This is a genomic window from Lentibacter sp., from assembly GCF_029254145.1.
GTDB lineage: Bacteria > Pseudomonadota > Alphaproteobacteria > Rhodobacterales > Rhodobacteraceae > Lentibacter.
This window is the reverse complement of record NZ_JAQWYD010000051.1, coordinates 1-20215: the sequence shown is the minus strand read 5'-3', so window position 1 is coordinate 20215 and position 20215 is coordinate 1. Positions and strand designations below refer to the sequence as shown.

The 20215-nt window shown below is 57.9% G+C and carries 19 protein-coding genes, 1 tRNA gene, 3 pseudogenes and 1 riboswitch; of the genes and pseudogenes, 12 read left to right on the top strand and 11 right to left on the bottom strand.

Annotation, left to right across the window (positions count from 1 at the left end):
• A pseudogene (locus P8O11_RS05880) lies at positions 1-176 on the top strand (FAD-binding oxidoreductase); the annotation flags it as partial.
• Positions 177-330: 154 nt separating this feature from the next.
• Here the strand turns inward: P8O11_RS05880 and P8O11_RS05875 are convergent.
• Positions 331-406 (bottom strand) — tRNA-Lys (locus P8O11_RS05875).
• A gap of 97 nt (positions 407-503) precedes the next feature.
• Here P8O11_RS05875 and dapF point away from each other — a divergent pair.
• The 5 genes from dapF (at position 504) to P8O11_RS05850 (ending at position 4514) form a co-directional block, all read left to right on the top strand.
• Entirely contained in the window at positions 504-1328 is an 825-nt protein-coding gene (dapF, locus tag P8O11_RS05870) for a diaminopimelate epimerase (protein WP_300292634.1), read from the top strand.
• Positions 1325-2587: a tRNA (N(6)-L-threonylcarbamoyladenosine(37)-C(2))-methylthiotransferase MtaB gene (mtaB, locus tag P8O11_RS05865; RefSeq protein WP_300292632.1), complete on the top strand. Its 1263-nt coding sequence runs from the start codon at positions 1325-1327 to the stop codon at positions 2585-2587. Before dapF ends, mtaB begins: the two co-directional genes overlap by 4 nt.
• The gene (locus P8O11_RS05860) at positions 2587-3219 is read left to right on the top strand and encodes a glutathione S-transferase (RefSeq protein WP_300292630.1); all 633 of its coding nucleotides are present in this window, start codon (positions 2587-2589) and stop codon (positions 3217-3219) included. The genes mtaB and P8O11_RS05860 overlap by 1 nt, the downstream gene beginning before the upstream one ends.
• Positions 3220-3223: 4 nt before the next feature.
• Positions 3224-3844, top strand: coding sequence for an FMN-binding negative transcriptional regulator (locus tag P8O11_RS05855; RefSeq protein WP_300292628.1), 621 nt, complete (start codon positions 3224-3226; stop codon positions 3842-3844).
• 67 nt (positions 3845-3911) lie between these two features.
• Positions 3912-4514, top strand: coding sequence for a glutathione S-transferase (locus P8O11_RS05850; protein WP_300292626.1), 603 nt, complete (start codon positions 3912-3914; stop codon positions 4512-4514).
• 62 nt (positions 4515-4576) lie between these two features.
• Here the strand turns inward: P8O11_RS05850 and P8O11_RS05845 are convergent, their stop codons facing one another.
• Both P8O11_RS05845 and P8O11_RS05840 read right to left on the bottom strand, forming a co-directional pair.
• Complete coding sequence (locus P8O11_RS05845) at positions 4577-6100, bottom strand: aldehyde dehydrogenase family protein (protein ID WP_300292624.1); 1524 nt, start codon at positions 6098-6100, stop codon at positions 4577-4579.
• 128 nt (positions 6101-6228) lie between these two features.
• Positions 6229-7188, bottom strand: a pseudogene (locus P8O11_RS05840) (GAF domain-containing protein).
• A 241-nt stretch (positions 7189-7429) separates the two neighbouring features.
• Here P8O11_RS05840 and petA point away from each other — a divergent pair.
• The 4 genes from petA to P8O11_RS05820 all read left to right on the top strand — a co-directional run bounded on the left by petA (position 7430) and on the right by P8O11_RS05820 (position 11599).
• Positions 7430-7990 (top strand): ubiquinol-cytochrome c reductase iron-sulfur subunit, encoded by a 561-nt coding sequence (gene petA, locus P8O11_RS05835; RefSeq protein WP_089893702.1) that lies wholly within the window; start codon positions 7430-7432, stop codon positions 7988-7990.
• 11 nt (positions 7991-8001) lie between these two features.
• Positions 8002-9327 carry a cytochrome b gene (gene petB, locus P8O11_RS05830; protein ID WP_300292621.1) on the top strand — a complete coding sequence of 442 codons (1326 nt, stop codon included), beginning with the start codon at positions 8002-8004 and terminating at the stop codon, positions 9325-9327.
• A gap of 17 nt (positions 9328-9344) precedes the next feature.
• The gene (locus P8O11_RS05825; RefSeq protein ID WP_300292619.1) at positions 9345-10130 is read left to right on the top strand and encodes a cytochrome c1; all 786 of its coding nucleotides are present in this window, start codon (positions 9345-9347) and stop codon (positions 10128-10130) included.
• A 254-nt stretch (positions 10131-10384) separates the two neighbouring features.
• On the top strand, positions 10385-11599 hold the full coding sequence (locus tag P8O11_RS05820; RefSeq protein ID WP_300292617.1) for an MFS transporter: 1215 nt from the start codon (positions 10385-10387) through the stop codon (positions 11597-11599).
• 143 nt (positions 11600-11742) lie between these two features.
• Here P8O11_RS05820 and P8O11_RS05815 read toward each other — a convergent pair whose 3' ends face one another.
• From P8O11_RS05815 to thiB, 3 genes are read right to left on the bottom strand one after another with little or no spacing between them, the layout of a single operon-like run.
• A complete protein-coding gene (locus P8O11_RS05815) occupies positions 11743-12441 on the bottom strand; it encodes an ATP-binding cassette domain-containing protein (RefSeq protein ID WP_300292615.1) in 699 nt (232 codons plus the stop codon).
• The gene (locus tag P8O11_RS05810) at positions 12428-13984 is read right to left on the bottom strand and encodes an ABC transporter permease subunit (RefSeq protein WP_300292613.1); all 1557 of its coding nucleotides are present in this window, start codon (positions 13982-13984) and stop codon (positions 12428-12430) included. The genes P8O11_RS05815 and P8O11_RS05810 overlap by 14 nt, the downstream gene beginning before the upstream one ends.
• A complete protein-coding gene (gene thiB / locus P8O11_RS05805) occupies positions 13960-14943 on the bottom strand; it encodes a thiamine ABC transporter substrate binding subunit (RefSeq protein ID WP_300292611.1) in 984 nt (327 codons plus the stop codon). The genes P8O11_RS05810 and thiB overlap by 25 nt, the downstream gene beginning before the upstream one ends.
• A 36-nt stretch (positions 14944-14979) precedes the next feature.
• Positions 14980-15078, bottom strand: a riboswitch (TPP riboswitch).
• Between the two features lie 175 nt (positions 15079-15253).
• Between thiB and aroC the strand changes: the two genes are divergently transcribed.
• Positions 15254-16369, top strand: coding sequence for a chorismate synthase (gene aroC, locus P8O11_RS05800; protein WP_300292609.1), 1116 nt, complete (start codon positions 15254-15256; stop codon positions 16367-16369).
• Between the two features lies 1 nt (position 16370).
• On the top strand, positions 16371-17315 hold the full coding sequence (locus P8O11_RS05795) for an AEC family transporter (RefSeq protein WP_300292607.1): 945 nt from the start codon (positions 16371-16373) through the stop codon (positions 17313-17315).
• Here the strand turns inward: P8O11_RS05795 and P8O11_RS05790 are convergent.
• From P8O11_RS05790 to P8O11_RS05770, 5 genes and pseudogenes are all read right to left on the bottom strand, one after another.
• The gene (locus tag P8O11_RS05790; RefSeq protein ID WP_300292605.1) at positions 17310-17723 is read right to left on the bottom strand and encodes a thioredoxin family protein; all 414 of its coding nucleotides are present in this window, start codon (positions 17721-17723) and stop codon (positions 17310-17312) included. The two genes, P8O11_RS05795 and P8O11_RS05790, sit on opposite strands and share 6 nt — an antisense overlap.
• Positions 17724-17740: 17 nt before the next feature.
• Entirely contained in the window at positions 17741-18454 is a 714-nt protein-coding gene (locus P8O11_RS05785; protein WP_300292603.1) for a cytochrome c biogenesis CcdA family protein, read from the bottom strand.
• A 58-nt stretch (positions 18455-18512) separates the two neighbouring features.
• Positions 18513-19388, bottom strand: coding sequence for a DMT family transporter (locus tag P8O11_RS05780; RefSeq protein WP_300292601.1), 876 nt, complete (start codon positions 19386-19388; stop codon positions 18513-18515).
• A 79-nt stretch (positions 19389-19467) separates the two neighbouring features.
• A complete protein-coding gene (locus P8O11_RS05775; protein WP_300292599.1) occupies positions 19468-19755 on the bottom strand; it encodes an HU family DNA-binding protein in 288 nt (95 codons plus the stop codon).
• A gap of 139 nt (positions 19756-19894) precedes the next feature.
• A pseudogene (locus P8O11_RS05770) lies at positions 19895-20215 on the bottom strand (AMP nucleosidase); the annotation flags it as partial.

The window sequence follows — 20215 nt, the reverse complement described above, 5'->3', positions numbered from 1 at the left end:
CATCTGGTACAAATGCGGTGCGCTACGGCACAATGCGGGAAAACGTCTTGGCACTGGAAGTCGTGTTACCCGACGGTGAGATCATTCAAACTGGCAGCCGCGCGCGGAAATCCTCAAGCAGGTATGACCTAACACATCTTTTTGTGGGGTCTGAAGGGACCCTTGGCATCATTACAAACACGTCGCCGCGCCTGCGCGCGTAGGGAATAACCCATGCAATAGCAAGGCAGTCATACGCTACTTGCCCCAGTTCTACGCCATTTTGTCTCGCTGGTTGTCTCGCTGAAAAACAAAGGGCTCAGCACTAAAAGCGCTAAGCCCTTAATTTAATGGTGAGCCGTGATGGGTTCGAACCATCGACCTACTGATTAAAAGTCAGTTGCTCTACCAACTGAGCTAACGGCCCACTAGGCGGCCTATCTAGAAAGAGAGAGGGGGGCGGTCAACCCCGAAAATCACGGAAAGTGAGGCGGATACTGGATTATATTGCGGCGGGGGCGTATATGCGGCCTATGAACACGCGCGAGACACATATTCCCTTCATGAAAATGCACGGGCTGGGCAATGATTTTGTCATTATCGACTCGCGCGGACAGCTCGGCCGTGTCGATAACACGCTTGCGAAGGCTATGGGTGACAGACACCGCGGCGTCGGATTCGACCAGCTCGCAGAGCTGACCGATTCCCCCACCGGGGATGTTCACCTCACATTTTGGAACTCCGACGGAACAGCGGCTGGCGCTTGCGGCAATGCCACGCGCTGCATTGCACACCATATTCTTCTCGAAACAGGCCAGACAAAGCTACACATCACAACCGAGCGTGGCGATCTCTATGCACGTGAAGCAGGCGATGGCCTCACCTCCGTCAATATGGGCGCCCCACTTCTGAATTGGGACGAGATTCCCCTCGCCGAGGCCATGGACACTCTGGCACTGCCGATTGAAGGCGCGCCAACCGCAACGAGCATGGGCAATCCGCATTGCACATTCTTTGTCGACGATGCTGAAGCCGTCGCCGTCACAGAGCTAGGCCCCATTTATGAGCATCATCCGCTCTACCCTGAGCGCACCAATGTCCAATGGGCGAGCCTTATTGGCGCTGATCATATTCGCATGCGGGTCTGGGAGCGCGGCGCAGGCCTCACCGAGGCCTCTGGCACATCCTCTTGCGCCACGGTTGTAGCCGCCGCACGGCGCGGGCTGACCGGCCGCAAAGCCCGTGTCGATCTGGATGGCGGAACCCTCTTTATTGACTGGCGCGATGATGGCGTCTGGATGACTGGGCAAACAGCCCATGTCTTCAACGGGCAGTGGCGTCTGACATGAGCGCCCCAAAGTTTACGACACTGGGCTGCCGTCTCAACGCCTACGAAAGCGAAGCCATGCGCGAGCTGGCCACAGCCGCAGGGCTGAGCAATGTGCAGGTCATCAACACCTGTGCCGTGACAGCCGAGGCCGTGCGCAAAGCCAAAAAAGAGATTCGCAAGCTCGCCCGCGAGAACCCAACCGCGCCCATCATCGTCACAGGCTGCGCCGCGCAGACCGAGCCTGAGACATTTGCCGCCATGGCCGAAGTCACCCGCGTTGTTGGCAACCATGAAAAGATGCAGCCAGATACATGGCAGAGCCTCGCGCCCGACCTCATCGGCGAGACAGAAAAAGTTATCGTCAACGATATCATGTCGGTCACAGAGACAGCAGGCCACATGATCGACGGCTTCGGCACGCGCAGCCGCGCCTATGTGCAGGTCCAGAACGGTTGCGATCATCGCTGCACCTTCTGCATCATTCCTTATGGCCGTGGCAACTCTCGCTCCGTGCCAGCGGGCGTTGTGGTTGAACAGATCAAGCGCCTCGTCGGACGCGGCTTCAACGAGGTTGTCCTCACAGGTGTTGATCTCACGAGCTGGGGCGCCGACTTGCCTGCCGCCCCGCGCTTTGGCGATCTGGTGATGCGCATCCTCAAGCTTGTGCCAGATTTGCCGCGCCTGCGGATCTCGTCGATCGACAGTATCGAGGCCGATGACAACCTCATGCAAGCCATCGCCACAGAGCCGCGCCTTATGCCACATCTGCACCTCAGCCTGCAGCACGGCGACGATCTTATTCTAAAGCGCATGAAGCGGCGGCACTTGCGTGACGATGCAATCCGCTTCACTGAAGAAGCCCTCAAGCTGCGTCCCGAGATGACCTTCGGCGCTGATATCATAGCTGGCTTCCCCACCGAAACAGAGGCGCATTTCGCAAACTCCCTCAAGCTTGTCGACGACTGCCAGCTCACGTGGCTGCACGTCTTCCCCTACTCTGCCCGCGAAGGTACGCCCGCCGCGCGGATGCCCGCCGTGAATGGTACAGCCATAAAGGAGCGTGCCGCTGCCCTGCGCGCTGCAGGAGAGCGGCGCGTCGCCATGCACCTCGCCACCCAGCAGGGCCGCAACCATTCTATCTTGATGGAAAACCCTCACATGGGCCGCACCGAACAGTTCACTGAAGTGCGCTTTGATTTGCCCCAAACCGAAGGCGCGCTTGTCAGCGGTCGCATCACAGGAAAAGACGGAGCTGCGCTTCTTGCCGAGGCGCTCTGATGTTGCCTGTCCTCTGGTCGTTCCGCCGCTGTCCCTACGCCATGCGCGCACGGCTCGGCCTCGCCTCCGCAGGACAACAGGTCAGTCTGCGCGAAATAGTGCTGCGCGACAAACCAGAGGCTTTCCTCAAAACATCAAAGAGCGCCACCGTGCCTTGCCTTGATTTTGGCGCAGAGCAGATCGACGAAAGCCTCGATATCATGCTGTGGGCGCTGTCACAGTCAGACCCTGAAGACCTGCTGGCTATGCCTGCGCTTGGCCATGAGCTGATCGCCGAATGCGACGGCCCCTTCAAGGCCGCGCTCGACCGCAGCAAATACGCAACCCGCTTTCAAGACAGCGACCCCCTCGAAGAGCGCGCCAAGGCCAGCGCCTTTATCGCCAAGCTTGAGGCCCAGCTTGGCGCAAGCCCGTGGCTCTTCGGGATAGCTCCCAAGCTTGCTGATGTCGCGATCTTGCCGTTCGTGCGCCAGTTCGCTCATATAGATCAAACATGGTTTGCGTCTGAGCCTTGGCCAGCGGTCCAAAGCTGGCTTGCCGCCTTCAAAGCCTCAGACCGCTTCACGCGCATCATGCAAAAATACCCACCCTGGCAGCCCTCCGACACGGGCCACCCCTTCCCCGAGAGCTGACATCATGCACCCAAACCCAGCCTTCCGCTCTGCCGAAACAGAGCAAAACCTCGCCTTCGCCCGCGCGCAAAGCTTCGGTCTCCTCGCCCTCAGCACCGAAGGCGCGTCACTGATCAGCCATATCCCGTTTCAGCTTTCAGAAGACGGAACGCACGCCGAGCTACACCTCGTGCGCTCCACCGAAATCACCCGCGCGCTCAAAGCACCCACGCCTGCGCGCCTCGCCGTGCAAGGCCCGCACAGCTATATCTCGCCCGACTGGTATGGCGTCCCCGATCAAGTCCCGACATGGAACTATGTGGCCGTTCACCTCACAGGCACGCTCGAGCGCCTGCCAGACAGCGCGCTTGAAGGCATCCTTGCGCGCCTCTCGGCCCAGTTTGAGGCCCGCCTTGCGCCCAAACCCGAATGGACCATGGGCAAGATGACCCCTGATGTGCTCGACAAAATGATGCGCCAGATCGTTCCCTTCCGCCTCACCATCGAGAGCATCCAAGGCACATGGAAGCTCGGCCAGAACAAGCCTGACGCTGCCCGCCTCGGCGGCGCTGATGGCGTGGCAGAGGCAGGCCTCGGCCTTGAAACCGCTGCCCTCGCTGCATTCATGCGCAAGCCCCCTGCCTGACGCTAGACAGCGCCGCTCGGCGCCCCTAACGTGAGCGCTTAACAAGACCCGCGAACAGGAACCCACCATGCAGCTTATCTCCTCACAAGCCTCTCCCTTCGTGCGCAAAGTGCACGTCGTTCTGCACGAAACAGGCCAGTCGCAAGACATCGAAGTCATCGAGGCGGGCACAACCCCGATCAACACGCCAGACCACGTGCGCGCCGCCAATCCGACAGGCAAGATCCCCGCGCTGATCCGCCCTGACGGCCCCGCGCTGCACGACAGCCGCGTTATCACCCGCTTTCTTGACGCGCGTGCCAAGAGCGGCCTCTACCCCGAGGCGCGCATCTGGGAGGTGCTGACGCTAGAAAGTATGGCCGACGCCATCATGGATGCCGCCGTGCTGATCACATACGAAGGCCGCGTGCGCCCCGAAGAGCAGCAGTCAGATGTCTGGAAAGAGGCCCAATGGGGCAAGATCCGTGCTGCGCTTGATGTGATCAATGCCCGCTGGATGAGCCACCTCGCAGGCCCGCTCGATGCAAGCCACATCGCCGTTGGCTGCGCCCTCGGATACCTCGATTTCCGCCATGACGCGCGCGGCTGGCGCACCGGCGTGGATGCGCTCGCAAAATGGAACGAAGCATTCCAACAGCGCGACAGCATGCAAGCCACAGCTCCCGCCTAAGCCAAATCAAAAACGCCCCCGACCATCACTGGCGGGGGCGCTTTCTTTTCAGGTGTCAGGCTCTAGAAGAAGCCGAGCTTGTTGGGGTTGTAGCTCATCAAAATGTTCTTCGTCTGCTGGTAGTGGTCCAGCATCATCTTGTGGTTTTCGCGCCCGATGCCCGACTGCTTATAGCCGCCAAAGGCCGCGTGTGCAGGGTATGCGTGATAGTTGTTCACCCAGACGCGCCCTGCCTCCACAGCGCGGCCAAAGCGGTAGCAGCGGTTCGCATCGCGGCTCCAGACACCGGCGCCAAGGCCATACATCGTGTCATTGGCAATCGCGAGCGCCTCGGCCCCGTCCTTGAAGGCTGTGACAGAGACAACAGGCCCGAAGATTTCCTCCTGGAACACGCGCATCTTGTTGTGGCCCTTCAGGATCGTTGGCTGGATGTAGAACCCGCCCGCGATATCGCCGTTGAAGCGTGCCGCGTCGCCGCCCACAAGCACTTCAGCACCCTCTTCACGGCCAATCGTCAGGTAAGACATGATCTTGTCTTGCTGCTCTTGGCTCGCCTGTGCGCCAACCATGGTGTTGATGTCGCGCGGATCGCCCTGCGTGATGGCTTTCACACGCTCGATGCAACGGGCGATGAACTCTTCATAAATGTCTTCCTGAACAAGCGCACGGCTCGGGCAGGTGCAGACTTCGCCTTGGTTGAAAGCAAACAGCACAAAGCCTTCGACAGCCTTGTCCAGAAACGCATCATCTTCCGCCATGATATCGGAGAAGAAGATGTTGGGGCTCTTGCCACCAAGCTCCAGCGTCACAGGGATCAGGTTTTCCGTCGCCGCCTTCATGATGATACGGCCCGTTTCCGTGGAGCCTGTAAACGCAATCTTGGCAATACGCGGGCTTGTCGCGAGCGGTCCGCCCACATCAGGGCCCATACCGTTGACAATGTTGAGCGTGCCCGCAGGCAAGAGATCAGCTACCAGCTCGGCAAAAACCATGATCGCCGCAGGCGTCTGCTCGGCAGGCTTCAGGACAATACAGTTGCCCGCAGCCAACGCAGGCGCAAGCTTCCAAGCCGCCATCAGGATCGAAAAGTTCCAAGGGATGATCTGTCCCACAACGCCAAGTGGCTCGTGGAAGTGATAGGCCACTGTATCAGCGTCAATCTCGCTCATCGTGCCCTCTTGGCCGCGCAACACGCCCGCAAAATAGTGGAAGTGGTCAATCGCCAGCGGAATATCCGCTGCCATCGTCTCGCGGATCGGCTTGCCGTTGTCCCATGTCTCGGCCTGCGCGAGCAGTTCGAGGTTTTCTTCCATGCGGTCGGCAATCTTCAGAATCAGGTTGCTGCGCTCGGCAGCAGAGGTCGCGCCCCAAGCGCCCTTGGCCGCGTGGGCGGCATCAAGCGCAAGTTCGACATCGGCCGCACCAGACATGGCGACTTCGCAGATTTTGCCGCCTGTGATCGGCGTGATGTTGTCAAAATATTTGCCACCAACTGGGGCAACAAACTTGCCGCCAATAAAGTTGTCGTAGCGTGATTTGAAAGGTGAGGCATAACCCGCACCTGTATTCTGTGTCATCTCGTTCATGACAGTCTCCTCCTAAAAACCAGATCCTCCATCTGGATTAAGAGAGAGCAAATCAAAGCTTTCCCCAGCGTCATAGAGGGGCAAAGCACACCATAGGGCACACCTGTCTCACTGCTGAGACAGTTTGCTCAGATGTCGTCGAGTCCCAGCCGTTTCATGCGGCGATAAAGCGTGGCACGCGCCACGCCAAGCTGCCTCGCGGCCTGGCTCACATTGCCATCCGCGCGCGCCAAAGCCCGAATCACAGCCGCCCGCTCGGCCTTCTCAAAGCCGCTGGGCCCGTCGCCACGGCCAAAAATATCAGCCGCAGGCCTTGGGGCAAGCACTCCCGGTGCATCCAGCCCAAAGACCCGCCGCGCCTCGCGCGTGGCGCCGATAACAAGATCATTCTGATCAATCGCCAGAAGCGTCGACGCCTCAGTGTCGTCGCTCTCGCTGACAACAATCCGCGCCTCGGCGAAAGCCGCCTTGAAATGTGCTTCCTCAATTGCCCGCGCCGTCTGCGCGACTTGCGCAGCAATCAGGCGGTTAAAGCCCTCGGTCTGGTCCGAGCGCGCGGAAGAAACATCCAGCGCACCAAGGATCTGCCCGTCATAGCCATAGATCGGCGCATCAATACAGCTCATCGCCGTGTTGCGCGCAAATAAATGCTCGTCGCGGTGAATAATCACCTGCCGCCGCCCTTCCAAACAGGTTCCAATCCCGTTGGTCCCTTCCCGCGCCTCGCTCCAGTTGGCCCCGCTCCAAAGACCCCAGCTCGCAAAAACATCGGCGTCACTCTCGTTGACCCGCTGATCAAGCACAACACCTTCAGAATCAGTCAGCAAAACAGCACATCCCGACTGGCCAACAAGTCAAAACAAGCGATCAAGCCGAGGCGTCGCAACCATGAGAAACTTTTCGCGGTCCTGACGGCGCGCATCCAGCGCCTTCCCCTCAAGCCGCTCTGGTGCGCGGTGCTCGGCTGGGTCAAGCCCGTGCCACGCCCGCGAACGATACCAACTCGCCGCAAGCCGCGACCGCGCCCCCGCCGAGGCCGATTGGGTAACCTCCATCACCCGCTCGATATGACCACTTAATCGTGACATTGGCTCTCCTCCCACTGTCAACAAAACACTATATGCGGATTCGCCGTTTTCTCAAAACGCTGGTTTTAGACAAGATGAAACGTCTCGAATGCCCCTTATCAGCCGCGACAGAACGTATCTGTAACCAATCTAAGCTAGACCTGCGCGAAAAGCAGGTTTAAGAAACCCCGCAAGAGGCTGCAGGAATCTGCGGTCCATGTCCCGTATAGGCGCATAAGCCTGAGAAAAATGGAGAATGCTCGTGTCCAACGCAGAAGATCACGAAGGCACACGTAGAGACTTTATCTACTACGCCACAGCTGGTGCTGGTGCTGTCGCCGCAGGTGCTGCAGTCTGGCCAATGGTCAATCAGATGAACCCATCCGCCGATGTTCAGGCTATGTCGTCTATTCGTGTCGACACGTCAGGCGTTGAAATTGGCACGCAGCTCACTGTGAAGTGGCTGGGTAAGCCTGTCTTCATTCGCCGCCGCACAGCCGAAGAAATCGAAGCTGCGCGCGCCGTGACAATGGACGAGCTCACAATCGACCAGACATCTCAGAACAAAAACAACTTCGATGCAGACGCAAGCGACGAAAACCGCGCGCTCTCAGAAGATGGCGAATGGCTCGTGATGATCGGCGTCTGTACACACCTCGGCTGCGTTCCCATCGGCGATGGCGCGGGTGATTACGGCGGATGGTTCTGCCCGTGCCACGGCTCGCACTACGATACATCAGGCCGTATCCGCAAAGGTCCGGCCCCCCTCAACCTTCTCATTCCAGTTGCCGCCTTTGAAGGCGACGAACTGATCCTCGGATAAGGAAGCGCGCAATGTCTGGTATTCCACACGACCATTACGAGCCGAAATCGGCTGGAGCAAAATGGCTTCACAAGCGTCTGCCCATCGTAGGCCTGCTTTATGACACACTGATGATTCCAACACCAAAGAACCTGAACTGGTGGTGGATCTGGGGCATCGTACTGGCGTTCTGCCTCGCCTTGCAAATCGTCACAGGCATCATCCTCGCGATGCATTATACACCGCACGTTGACATGGCGTTCGCCTCTGTCGAGCACATCATGCGCAACGTAAACGGCGGCCACTTCCTGCGCTATCTGCACATGAACGGCGCATCGCTCTTCTTCTTTGCGGTCTATATCCACATCTTCCGCGGCCTCTACTACGGCTCATATAAAGCCCCACGTGAGGTCACATGGATTGTCGGTATGCTCATCTTCGTTCTGATGATGGCGACAGGCTTCATGGGCTATGTTTTGCCTTGGGGTCAGATGTCCTTCTGGGGCGCGACCGTTATCACAGGCCTCTTCGGCGCGATCCCATTCGTGGGCGAGGGCCTGCAAACATGGCTTCTCGGCGGACCAGCCGTTGATAACGCAACGCTCAACCGCTTCTTCTCACTGCACTACTTGCTGCCCTTCGTGATCGCCGCTCTTGTTATGGTTCACATCTGGGCCTTCCACACCACGGGCAACAACAACCCGACAGGTGTGCCAGTGCGCACAGACTCCAAAGCAGAAGCCGAGAAAGACACGCTTCCGTTCTGGCCATACTTCGTCATCAAGGATCTCTTCGCGCTCGCGATCATCCTGATGGTTTTCTGGGCAATCGTCGGCTTCATGCCAAACTACCTCGGTCACCCCGACAACTACATCGAAGCCAACGCGCTCGTGACACCGGCTCACATCGTTCCCGAATGGTACTTCCTGCCGTTCTACGCGATCCTGCGCGCCTTTACGTCAGAAGTCTGGATCGTGATCGCGGCCAACTGGCTTACAGGTGGCATCATCACAGCGAAGTTCTTCGGTGTTCTGGCCATGTTCGGCGCGATCATTGTCATGGCCCTCGTGCCTTGGCTTGATACTTCCCGCGTTCGCTCTGGCCGCTACCGCCCCATGTTCAAATGGTGGTTCTGGCTCCTAGTTGTCGACTTCATCATCCTGATGTGGCTCGGCGCAATGCCAGCCGAAGAGCCCTATGCAACATGGTCGCTCATCGCCTCGGCGTACTGGTTCGGTTACTTCCTCGTCATCCTGCCTCTCTTGGGCGTGATCGAGAAACCGCTGCCAATGCCGAACACAATCGAAGAAGACTTCGAAGCCCATTATGGCGCCAAAAGCGCCACACCGGCCGAATAAGAAAGGACAAGGGAATAATGTTTAAGAAACTTGCACTCTCCGCAGTCGCAGCCCTCGCCCTCTCAACGGGCGGTGCGCTTGCCGCGGGCGGCGAAAGCCACATCGAAGATGTGGACTTCTCCTTCGAAGGCCCGTTTGGCGCCTTCGATCAAAACCAGCTCCAGCGCGGCCTTCAGGTCTACACCGAAGTTTGCGCTGCATGCCACGGTCTCCAGTATGTGCCCCTGCGCACATTGGGTGACGAGGGCGGCCCACACTTCTCAGATGCTGAAGTGCGCGCCTATTCGTCAAACTTCTCCGTGTTTGATGCTGATCTTGACGACGACCGTGATGCGATCCCAACAGATCACTTCCCGGGATCAGCGCTTGAAAACGCGCCTGATCTGTCTCTGATGGCGAAAAAGCGCGCTGGCTTCCACGGCCCTTACGGCTCAGGCATGAACCAGCTCTTCAAAGGCATGGGTGGCCCCGAGTATATCTACTCGATCCTCACAGGCTACACTGGCGAAGAGAAAGAAGAGAACGGCACAGTCTTTTACGAAAACACCGCCTTCCCGGGCGGCTGGATCGCAATGGCACCGCCGCTCTATGAAGACCAGCTTGAGTATAACGATGGCCACAGCAACTCCGAGCACCACGTTGCCGAAGATGTTTCAGCTTTCCTGATGTGGACAGCAGAGCCCAAGATGATGGCCCGCAAGCAAACAGGCTTTATCGGTGTCCTGATGCTGGCGATCCTCGCATCGCTGCTCTACCTGACAAACAAGCGCCTCTGGGCGCCTCACAAACCAAAGAAAGACTAAGCCAAAGGCGGCACGCCGCCCTAAAGCTGCTTCTTCTTTAGAAAACAAAACCCCCCGCTTTTAAAAGGCGGGGGGTTTTGCTTTTGCATACCTCTCTTGAACCACTGCGCAGGCTCTGCCCTTGGCCATCTGAAAACCCCGTTCAAACGAAAGACAAGACGCCCACATATCCTCAGTCCAACGTTGCTGTCGCAAATGCCTTGCCTTGTCGAAAACAGAACAGATCACGGCTCCAGGATGCGCAGCTTGATCTTATGTTTGAACGTCGTATCCCCGAGTGGCTCCGCCACGCGCCCGCCCCCTCTGTTCATGGGTTTGGAGTCCTTGCTGGCTTTGAGGGCATCACCCGAGGCATGCTGATCTCGGTCTTCCCACTGGCCATGTACAACGCCCTCGGCGACGCAGTGGCCATCTCGCAAGCCTATTTCTTTATCGGGATCGGCTCTCTGATTGTCGGGCTCCTCGTTCCCGCCCTTAACAAACGGATACCGCGCCGCTGGCTCTACAGTTTCGGCACGCTTTGCTTTATCGCAGGCGCGCTTCTCGCCAGCCTCGGCACACCGATGACGCTCATATTCGGCCTGATGCTAAACTCCTTCGCCACAGTGATCACCTTCATCTGCTTCAACGCCTATGTCCTTGATTACATCAAACGTATCGAGCTTGGCCGCAGCGAAACCCTGCGGCTGCTCTATTCCGCCCTCGGATGGACGCTGGGGCCCGCCGTCGGCGTTGCACTCTATACCTACAATCCCGTGTTGCCGTTCTATATCTCAGCAGCCTCTTCTCTCGGCATGCTCGCCGCCTTCACCTATATGCGCCTTGGTAACGGCAAGCTCATCACCCGCGCCAAACGCCCCGCACCAAACCCGCTGGCGTTCATCGGCCGCTTCGTACAACAACCCCGCCTTGTCGCAGGGTTCAGCTTCGCAGTGATCCGCTCTTGCGGCTGGTGGGCCTATATTGTCTATATGCCGCTCTACGCCCTCAAAAACGGCCTGCCAGAGCAGCTCGGCGGCTTTCTTATGTCAGGCACAAACGCCGCGCTCTTTCTGGCGCCCTTTATGCTGCGCTGGATGCAAAAGCGCTCCGTTCGGATCGCCGTGCGGACGGGCTTTGCCATGGCCGCAAGCTTCTTCACTCTGGCCTTTCTGCTCGCAGATTGGCCTTGGGTCGTGATCGTTACGCTCTTCTGTGCCAGCTTCTTTCTCATCCTGCTTGATATCAGCGCAGGCCTACCGTTTCTCATGGCGGTCAAGCCCTCTGAGCGCACCGAAATGTCGACGATCTATTCAAGCTACCGCGATGTCTCGGGCATCCTCACACCAGGGTTTGCCTGGGGCGTGCTGCTCGTCGCACCGATTTCGGGGATTTTTCTGCTGGCAGGCGCAGCCCTCGCAATCGCCTACACCGTGGCTGGCTCCGTTCATCCGCGGCTTGGTGAAAAGCGGCTTGTCGCAGCCGAGTAGCGCACGCCGCCTTAAGTTAATTTGCCTTAACCAAATCGCGTTTGGGCGGTGCACGGGTTGTGCACGCATCGTGCACACTTATCACCCCCCTAGAATCAGCAATCTTGAGCGCCATTAACCAAGCGGCACGCACGGTTTACGATTTAGTGACGGCCCAAATAGTCGCGCAGCGCTTTGGGCGGATCGGCAAAGAGCGTCGCCGTGCCTTGCGGCGTCTGCGCGACACGATCAGCGACAACAATAACCGCGTCTGCAAAGTGCTTCGCATCGCGCGGCTCATGGCTCACCATCAAAACAGCCCGCTTATTCTCTCTTGCAATTTCGCCAACCAGATCAAGCATTTCATGGCGCAGCGCAGGGCCCAGAGCTGCAAAAGGCTCATCCAGTAGAAGCAGCGGCTTGTCTTGGCAAAGAGCTCTCGCCAACGCCGCACGACTCGCCTGCCCGCCCGAAAGCTGCGCAGGCCTGCGCGCCTCGAAACCCGCCAGCCCGACTCGATCCAAAGCACCGAACACCCGCGCCTTTTCCGCAGCACTCAGCCTTAAGCTCACATTTACGCCCAGAGCCGCATTCTCATACACGCTCAAATGCGGGAAGAGATTCCCCTCCTGAAACAAACTCGCCACAGGCCGCGCGCTCGGCGTGTTTTTTGTGATGTCCTGCCCGTCCCAAAGGAGCCGTCCAGACTGAGGCGTGATAAAACCACCGATGAGGGAGAGAAGCGTCGACTTGCCAGCGCCAGACGGTCCAATCACAGCAACCCGCGCCTCTGGCGCAAGACTCCAGTCCGCACTCAAGACAAATTCGTCCTGCTCGTATCTCACAGTCTCAAGCGTCAGCATCTCGCCGCCCCCTCCAATCAAACAATGCAAACAGCCCAAAACTCAACAGCACCAAAAGCAGCGCAGCCCCAGCTGCCGCATCCATCCGATAGGCCCCCATGAGGCGATAAACCTGCAAAGGCAGTGTCGCGGTTTCACCATCCGCAAAAAGCGCAATCACCCCCAAGTCACCCATCGAAAGTGCCGCTGCAAGCCCTGCTGCAAAGCCAAGCGCTGTCCGTATTTGCGGCCAGATCATACGCCGCATCCGCGCAGTTCCATGAAGTCCCAGAGCGTCAGCCAAACGGCCATAGTCGGCCTCGGCGCGTGCATATTCAGGTGTGATAATTCTAAGCGCAAAAGGCAAGGCCATCAGCGCATTGACCAGCATCGTGATCGGCAGGGCAAGCCCCTGTGGACTCACATATGGGTTGACTAAAAGGAATAATCCCGTGCCCAAAACCAGCGGCGAAATCGCCAGGCCCAAGAGCCCTATCATTTCAGTCCAGCGCCCTCTCGAAGCCGCCAAAGCCAGCGCCGCCGCGATGCACAAAACTGTCGAGCCAAGCGCAATGACCAAAGAGGTCAAAGCCGCACTCCAGACCGAGGCAGGCAAGCTCATAATCTGCACCGCTCCCCGGAGCACAACAACCGCCAACGGCAAACCAATAAACACGACAGCCAGCGACAGAACCAATGCGTCTTGTGCCTTCAAAAGCGGCGCACCCGCGTCCCAGCGCTGCCGCAAAGCCCCGCGCCCCGCGCCAAAGCCCGCCACTTGTCCAAGACGCAGCGCAACCATCCCGACAACAAGCACAAGAACCAACTGCATCAGCGCCAGCAAAGCGGCCTGCGCCAAATCAAACTCCAGATGAAACGCTTGATAAATCGCCAGCTCCAGCGTGGTTGCTGCAGGTCCGCCACCCAGCGTCAGCGCAACAGCGAAGCTGCTCAGGCAAATCAGGAAAACAACCAACACAACCGCGGGCAGGCGCTCCTTGAGCATCGGCCATTCCAGTAAGCGAAACACCTCACGAGATCCCATCCCAAGGCTTGCAGCCAGCCGAAAGCGCTCTTGCGGAATGGCATCCCAGCCTTGCAGCAAAAGCCGCGTCGCCAATGGAAGGTTGAAGAAAACATGAGCCAAAACAACCCCGTGCAGCCCATAAATCTGAAGCTTCGGCAGGCCCAATGCGCTCAGCACTCCGTTTAAAACCCCCGCCTGCCCGAAGACAGCCAAAAGCCCCATCACCGCGACAATCACAGGAAGAATAAACGGGGCGCCCATCAGCAAAACAAGCGCGCCACGGCCCCAAAACTGTCTTCGCGCCAAAGCCCTCGCCACAGGGACAGCAAGCGCCGCACTGAAGAGCGCCGAGAGGCCCGCCTGCACGACCGTGAATTTAAGCGCCGCCCAATCAGCAACGCCAAGGCCCGCAAACGCACCCTCTGAAAAGCCCGCACGCATGGCCACAGCCCCGATCGGAACCAACACCAAAAGCATCACCAGCGCAGCCGAGACCGCGCTGGTGGCCTTACTTATTGCGACAGCGCGGCGCGCCATTCTTCAAGAGCTTCGTCACGAATGCCCGCCGCCTCTTCTGCTGAGAAGAGCAGCGCCTTCTCTGGCTGTACAAGGCTTTCGAAGCCGTCAGGAAGCCCCGCTTCTGGCGTCACTGCAGGATACATCCAGTTGGTTGTCGGGATCACGCTTTGGAAAGCATCCGATACCATGAACTGGAGGAACTGATCCGCGAGCTCGGGTTGATCGCTTCCCGCGAGCTTGCCCGCCACTTCGACTTGGAGGTAATGCCCCTCCTCAAAGACTGCCGCCTTCTTGCCGTGATCGTCCTCGGCAATCATGTGATAGGCGGGCGACGTCGTGTAAGACAAAACCATATCGGCTTCACCCTCCAGGAAGAGGCCGTATGCCTCGGACCAGCCCTTGGTCACAGTCACGACATTATCAGCCAAACCCTCCCAAATCGCAGGGGCCTCTGCACCATAAGCCGCCTTGACCCACATCAGTAAGCCAAGGCCAGGTGTTGAGGAGCGCGGGTCCTGAATGAGGATTTTGGCGTCACTTTCGGCCAAAGCCTTGAGGCTCTTGGGAACATCAAATCCTGCCTGATGGACAAAGGCAAAATAGCCCCAGTCATAAGGCGCAAACATAGTGTCCTCCCAGCCGACAGGTAAGCTATAGTGAGCGCTCACAGAATGCTCTGCAAAGAGGCCCGTTTCGCGCGCAGCCGCGGTGAGATTGGTATCAAGTCCAAGCACAATGTCAGCGTCCGTGCGCGCTCCTTCCAGACGAAGGCGCGAAAGCAGTGCCGCACCATCCCCCGCTGCAACAAACTTCAGATCACAACCACAGACCGCCTCAAAAGCCGTCTCGACTTGCGGCCCAGGGCCCCATTCAGACACAAAACTATCGTAAGTATAGACAACAAGTTCAGGCGTCTCTGCCGCTGCAAGTCCCGCAGCCGACACAAAAACTCCCGTAGCAAATGCAAGATGTTTCATCTCATCCTCCTAATATTGCGACGGGCGGAGATAGTGGGATGAATATCCGACCTTCCCTCCGCCGGTCCTAACCGGTTCAGGTTCAACGGGTCCGCTTTCGCATCTCAGCTCACATGAGCCCCCCGAGGTAAGCAAAACCTACGCGTCAATCCTGCCTCCTTCAAGCCCTCCTTTTTCTTTCTACAAATATCCCGGGGGGTCTGGGGGGCTGGCCCCCCAGCTCTGTCTGTCGATTGGGGCTAGCCCCAAACGGATCGGATTGCGCGTAAGCGCAATTCGACATAAAGCTTTCCCCAAAGGAGCCTGCCCCATGAGCATGAACACATTCGGACACCTTTTTCGCGTCACCACATGGGGCGAAAGCCACGGCCCTGCTCTGGGCGCAACAGTTGATGGCTGCCCCCCTGGCGTGCCGCTCGACGAGGCGATGCTTCAAGTCTGGCTCGACAAGCGTCGCCCCGGTCAGAACAAGAACACCACTCAACGCCAAGAGCCGGATCAGGTCCGCATCCTCTCTGGCGTGTTCGACGGCCAGACCACAGGCACAACCATCCAGCTGATGATCGAAAACACAGACCAGCGCTCAAAAGACTATGGTGAAATCGCACAAACGTTCCGCCCTGGTCATGCTGACATCACCTACCACCAAAAATACGGATTGCGTGACTATCGCGGAGGCGGGCGCTCCTCTGCCCGTGAGACAGCGGCGCGCGTTGCAGCAGGGGGTGTGGCCCGCGCCGCGCTCAAGGCGCTCGCCCCAAAGCTAGAAGTCATCGGATATATGACAACGATGGGCGAGATGGAGATTGATCGCTCCGCATTTGACTGGGACGCAATCGAACAAAATGATTTCTGGATTCCGCAAGATGAGGCCACAGCCAAATCTTGGGAAGCCTATCTCACAAAAGTGCGTAAAGACAAAAACTCCGTTGGCGGTGCCATCGAAGTTGTCGCGCGCAATGTCCCGGCAGGCATCGGCGCGCCGATTTATGCCAAACTCGATACAGATCTCGCCGCTTCGATGATGAGCATCAACGCCGTGAAAGGCGTCGAGATCGGCGAGGGCATGGCTGCTGCTCGGCTTTCGGGCACAGACAATGCCGATGAGATCTTCATGGGTCCGAACGGCCCCGAGTATAGCTCTAACCACGCTGGTGGTATTCTCGGTGGAATCTCGACGGGGCAAGATGTTGTCGTGCGCTTCGCTGTCAAACCGACCTCTTCGATTCTCACGCCGCGCGCCTCAATTCGACTAGATGGCAGCGCCACCGAGGTTGTCACAAAAGGCCGCCACGATCCCTGCGTAGGTATCCGCGCTGTGCCCGTGGGCGAGGCCATGATGGCCTGTGTGATCCTTGACCATATCTTGCTGCACCGTGGTCAAGTTGGCGGTGCTGTCGGCGAAACCCGCGGTAAGATAGGCTGATATGATCGCCGTCCTCGGCATCACGCTTCCCCTCTTCGCGGCAGTGTTGCTCGGTTATTTTTGCGTGCGCGGTGGGCTCTTCAAGCTAACGGATATGCGCCTTTTCGGAAGTTTCGTGCTCAACGTAGCACTGCCAGCGCTGCTCTTTCTGGCCGTAGCCACGCGCGATGCCCGCGATGTTTTCAACATCACATATATGGCCGTCTTCGCCACAGGGGCGCTTCTTACCATCGCCGCATCCTTCATTATTCTCTCGTTGCTCAAAACGAGCCCGAGCCGCCGTGCTGTCGCTGTCATGGGCACATCTTGTCCCAACTCTGGCTTCGTCGGCTATCCGCTCATGCTGCTCGCCTTTCCCGACAGTGCGGGGCAAATTCTCGCGCTCAATATGCTGGTGGAAAACTTCCTCATCATCCCGCTCTGTCTCCTACTCTTTGAGTTATCAAAGGAGCGCAACGGTACGGGTATCACTCGCCTCATTGGCCAGATTGCTCTCAATGTCCTGCGACGCCCTATGGTCATAGCGTTACTGCTCGGTCTTGCTGTCTCGCTGCTCAGGGTGCCATTGCCTGAGCCGGTCATCCGCACAACCAGCCTCTTCGCTGCCTCGGCGTCGGCGCTGGCGCTCTTCACAATCGGGGGCGCGCTTGTCGGCCTGCCGTTCAAAGGCCACCGTGCTTTGGCGGCGCTCACAGCCGCGGGCAAGCTTTTGCTACACCCAGCCTTGGCAGCACTCGCGCTCAGCGCAGCTATGGCTCTCGGCCTGCCGCCTCTCTCGCGTGAATTGGCGGCAGCAGTTATCCTGTCCGCCGCCATCCCGATGTTCTCAATCTACGCGCTCTTCGCCGCTGAGCTTGGTCATGAAGGCATGGCCTCGATCGCCCAAGTGCTCGCGATAGGTGCATCGTTCCTTACATTGAGCGCACTCATGCTTTGGCTCTTATGAGCTCGCCGCAGCCGCCAAAGCCACATCCATCAAAGCCTTGATCTCGTCTTTGCCTGTGCCCGCAACGATACGTCCTAGCTCTTCTTCGCCTTTCAGAACAACAAGCGTCGAGCGGCGCGGAATATTGAGCTCTTTCACAAGCGTACCTTTCCCGTGGGCGTCCCAATCGACGTTGATAAAGGTCACTTTGGCTTCATAGTCAGGGTTCTCGCCTTTCAGGGCGTTGATCACCCGCTCCTGTGCCTTACAGGTTCCACACCAATCCGCTTTAAAGTCCAGAAACACGACTTCACCCTTGGCGAGATGTGTCTTGGCAAGCCCGTCTGTGTAAGCCACAGGCGCGGCCAGTACGAGGCTGGGTGTGGCAAGAGCGGCGAGGCCCGTGATGACAAAGCTACGTCTGTTCATAAGAAGTCTCCTGAAGGTTAAATAGATACAGAAAGGTCAACAAGCCAAGCAGGCATCACATCCAAAGCCCAAGCTTCGACCACGTGGTGAAAATTGAAAAACAGCACGAGACCGACAGCGACAAACACCCCGCCCATGACGGGGCGCGCCGCAACAGCGATTTTTTGCATTCGCGCGCGGTTCCGCATGAGCCAAGCGCGCGTGCCATAGCCTAGTCCGATGATCAGCGTCGAAACACCCAAAGCAAAAGCGACCATGATAAGCGTGGCAAGCCCAAGACTCTCGCCCTGTGACGCCAGCGCAATCGCGCCGCCAAGTGTCGGGCCGATACAAGGGCTCCAGACTGCCCCAAGCAGCAACCCGCCCGCAAACTGGCCTCGCAAAGACCCCTGATCAAGCGTGTTCATCTGCGCATCAGCGCGCGCAGACATGCCAGCTGTCGCGCCTGAAAGAACCATGCCAAACCGCGGCACCAGCAACATGAGACCGAAGGCAACCATTAGCACAGCCCCTGCCTGCGCAACGCTTTGCTCATCGAGCCCCAGCGCGCGGCCAAAGGCGGTAACGACCACACCAAGAAGCACAAACGAAACGCTCATCCCGGCCGCCAAAGCCAGCGGCCCCTTCGGGTTTGCCCCCAGAGCGCCCGCCAATACGACAGGCAGCACGGGAAGCACACAGGGGTTGATCAGCGTCAGCAAGCCGGCTGCATATGCGAGGACAAATTCCATGATCAAGGTTTAGGCGCAGACAGCGACCCTTGTCATCAAACGAAGCTCTGACGCAGCTTCACGAAGGTGTGGGCTTTTGTTTCGAAAGTTGGACCGCGAGAATTCCAAAGGCAATAATTGCGACGCCAAGGAAGTCGTGCCAGTCCAGTGCCTCATGGAGCACAACAGCGGCAACCGCCACCCCGATGAATGGATTGAGAAAGTGAAAGGTCGCGGCTTTAACCGCGCCGATACGATCCACCAGAAAGAACCAAACCAGCGTCGCTGCCAGCCCTGGCACAAGTGTTGTGTAAATAAACGCCAAAACGAGCGGTGTGCTCATCTGTACCTGTGGGGTCTCAAAAAACACTGCGGCAAGAAAGAGCGCAAAGGAGCCAACAAGCATCTGCAAGCCAACAACCATCAGAAAATTGCCACCCGAAGTCGCACCACGCAACACAAGCGTTGCAGTCGTCAGAGCCAGAACGCCGCTCAGGCAAAGGCCAAGACCGTAGATATCAACTCCGCCGTTGAGCCGTGCGCCCATAATAATGCTCACGCCGATCACACCTGCAATCAGGCCCGCCAACGCCAAAGGCTTCACCTTGTCCTTAAAGAAAAGCCAGCCCGCAACCGCGACAAGCAAAGGCATCGTCGACGCAATGATTGCCGCAAGCGAAGCCTCGATTGTCTGCATCGCAACAAAATTCAGCCCGAGATAAAGTGCATTTTGGCACAGACCAAAGACAATGGTTGCCCTCCACTGGTTGTGCGTGAGCGCCCATGTCTGACCCATCAGCCGCGCAATCAGAACACCGAGTAATCCTGAGATCAGAAAGCGCAGTGATAACGCCCAAAGCGGCGAAGCATATTCGACAATGATCCGCGCGGATGTGAAGGCGCTCGACCACATAAAGGCAAAGGCCACGCCCATGAAAACTGCTCTGATATCCACGCGTCTTGACTCCAAATGCAAAAAGGGCCGCCTCTGTGGCGACCCTTTCGTAAACTTGTGAAAGATACAAGCGTAAGGCTTAGCCGTTTACGCTGTCTTTGAGAGCTTTCGCGATTGTCATTTTGACAACTTTGTCCGCGTCTTTTTTGATTTGCTCGCCTGTGGCAGGGTTGCGAACCATACGCTCTGGGCGCTCACGGCAATAGATTTTGCCAACGCCAGGAAGGGTCACTGCACCGCCGCCTGAAACTTCTTTTGTGATGATCGCGATGATTGAATCCAGCGCGCCTGTCGCTGATTTCTTGTCTGAGCCCATTTCTTCAGCAAGTGCTGCAACAAGCTGGGTCTTTGTCATTGGTTTTGTCATTTTGTAGTCTCCTGTAATTGCCCGATTTTGGGCCCCATCGCAGCCATATAACTGTATGATGCGATGCAACACAACGAATTGTGTGCCAAAAATAGGCCAAAAACAGCATTTAGGGGCGATTTTTCGCCCTAAATAGCCCTTAAAGAAAGGCCGTTTCGTTAAAACTGCGTAGTTTTCGGTTGTGCAAACGCTCAAGCGGCATGGTCCTAAGGGACTCCATCGCTTTTATTCCGATCATCAAATGCGGCTCTACTTGGGTTTTATAAAAATCGCTGGCCATCCCCGGAAGCTTGAGTTCGCCGTGCAGCGGCTTGTCGGAAACGCATAGAAGCGTCCCGTAGGGGACGCGAAAACAAAAGCCATTCGCCGCGATTGTGGCGCTCTCCATATCCAACGCGACAGCACGGCTCTGGCTCAAGCGTTGCACTGGCCCCTCCGTTTCGCGCAGCTCCCAATTTCG

Excerpts from the sequence above, each read along its gene's own strand:
- P8O11_RS05820 (WP_300292617.1), top strand. The coding sequence starts at position 10,385 with ATGTTTGAACGTCGTATCCCCGAGTGGCTCCGCCACGCGCCCGCCCCC.
- P8O11_RS05775 (WP_300292599.1), bottom strand. The coding sequence starts at position 19,755 with ATGACAAAACCAATGACAAAGACCCAGCTTGTTGCAGCACTTGCTGAA.
- P8O11_RS05790 (WP_300292605.1), bottom strand. The coding sequence starts at position 17,723 with ATGAACAGACGTAGCTTTGTCATCACGGGCCTCGCCGCTCTTGCCACA.
- thiB (WP_300292611.1), bottom strand. The coding sequence starts at position 14,943 with ATGAAACATCTTGCATTTGCTACGGGAGTTTTTGTGTCGGCTGCGGGA.
- P8O11_RS05860 (WP_300292630.1), top strand. The coding sequence starts at position 2,587 with ATGTTGCCTGTCCTCTGGTCGTTCCGCCGCTGTCCCTACGCCATGCGC.
- dapF (WP_300292634.1), top strand. The coding sequence starts at position 504 with ATGCGGCCTATGAACACGCGCGAGACACATATTCCCTTCATGAAAATG.
- P8O11_RS05850 (WP_300292626.1), top strand. The coding sequence starts at position 3,912 with ATGCAGCTTATCTCCTCACAAGCCTCTCCCTTCGTGCGCAAAGTGCAC.
- P8O11_RS05785 (WP_300292603.1), bottom strand. The coding sequence starts at position 18,454 with ATGGAATTTGTCCTCGCATATGCAGCCGGCTTGCTGACGCTGATCAAC.
- P8O11_RS05795 (WP_300292607.1), top strand. The coding sequence starts at position 16,371 with ATGATCGCCGTCCTCGGCATCACGCTTCCCCTCTTCGCGGCAGTGTTG.
- petB (WP_300292621.1), top strand. The coding sequence starts at position 8,002 with ATGTCTGGTATTCCACACGACCATTACGAGCCGAAATCGGCTGGAGCA.
- aroC (WP_300292609.1), top strand. The coding sequence starts at position 15,254 with ATGAGCATGAACACATTCGGACACCTTTTTCGCGTCACCACATGGGGC.
- mtaB (WP_300292632.1), top strand. The coding sequence starts at position 1,325 with ATGAGCGCCCCAAAGTTTACGACACTGGGCTGCCGTCTCAACGCCTAC.
- P8O11_RS05810 (WP_300292613.1), bottom strand. The coding sequence starts at position 13,984 with ATGGCGCGCCGCGCTGTCGCAATAAGTAAGGCCACCAGCGCGGTCTCG.
- P8O11_RS05855 (WP_300292628.1), top strand. The coding sequence starts at position 3,224 with ATGCACCCAAACCCAGCCTTCCGCTCTGCCGAAACAGAGCAAAACCTC.
- P8O11_RS05815 (WP_300292615.1), bottom strand. The coding sequence starts at position 12,441 with ATGCTGACGCTTGAGACTGTGAGATACGAGCAGGACGAATTTGTCTTG.
- P8O11_RS05845 (WP_300292624.1), bottom strand. The coding sequence starts at position 6,100 with ATGAACGAGATGACACAGAATACAGGTGCGGGTTATGCCTCACCTTTC.
- P8O11_RS05825 (WP_300292619.1), top strand. The coding sequence starts at position 9,345 with ATGTTTAAGAAACTTGCACTCTCCGCAGTCGCAGCCCTCGCCCTCTCA.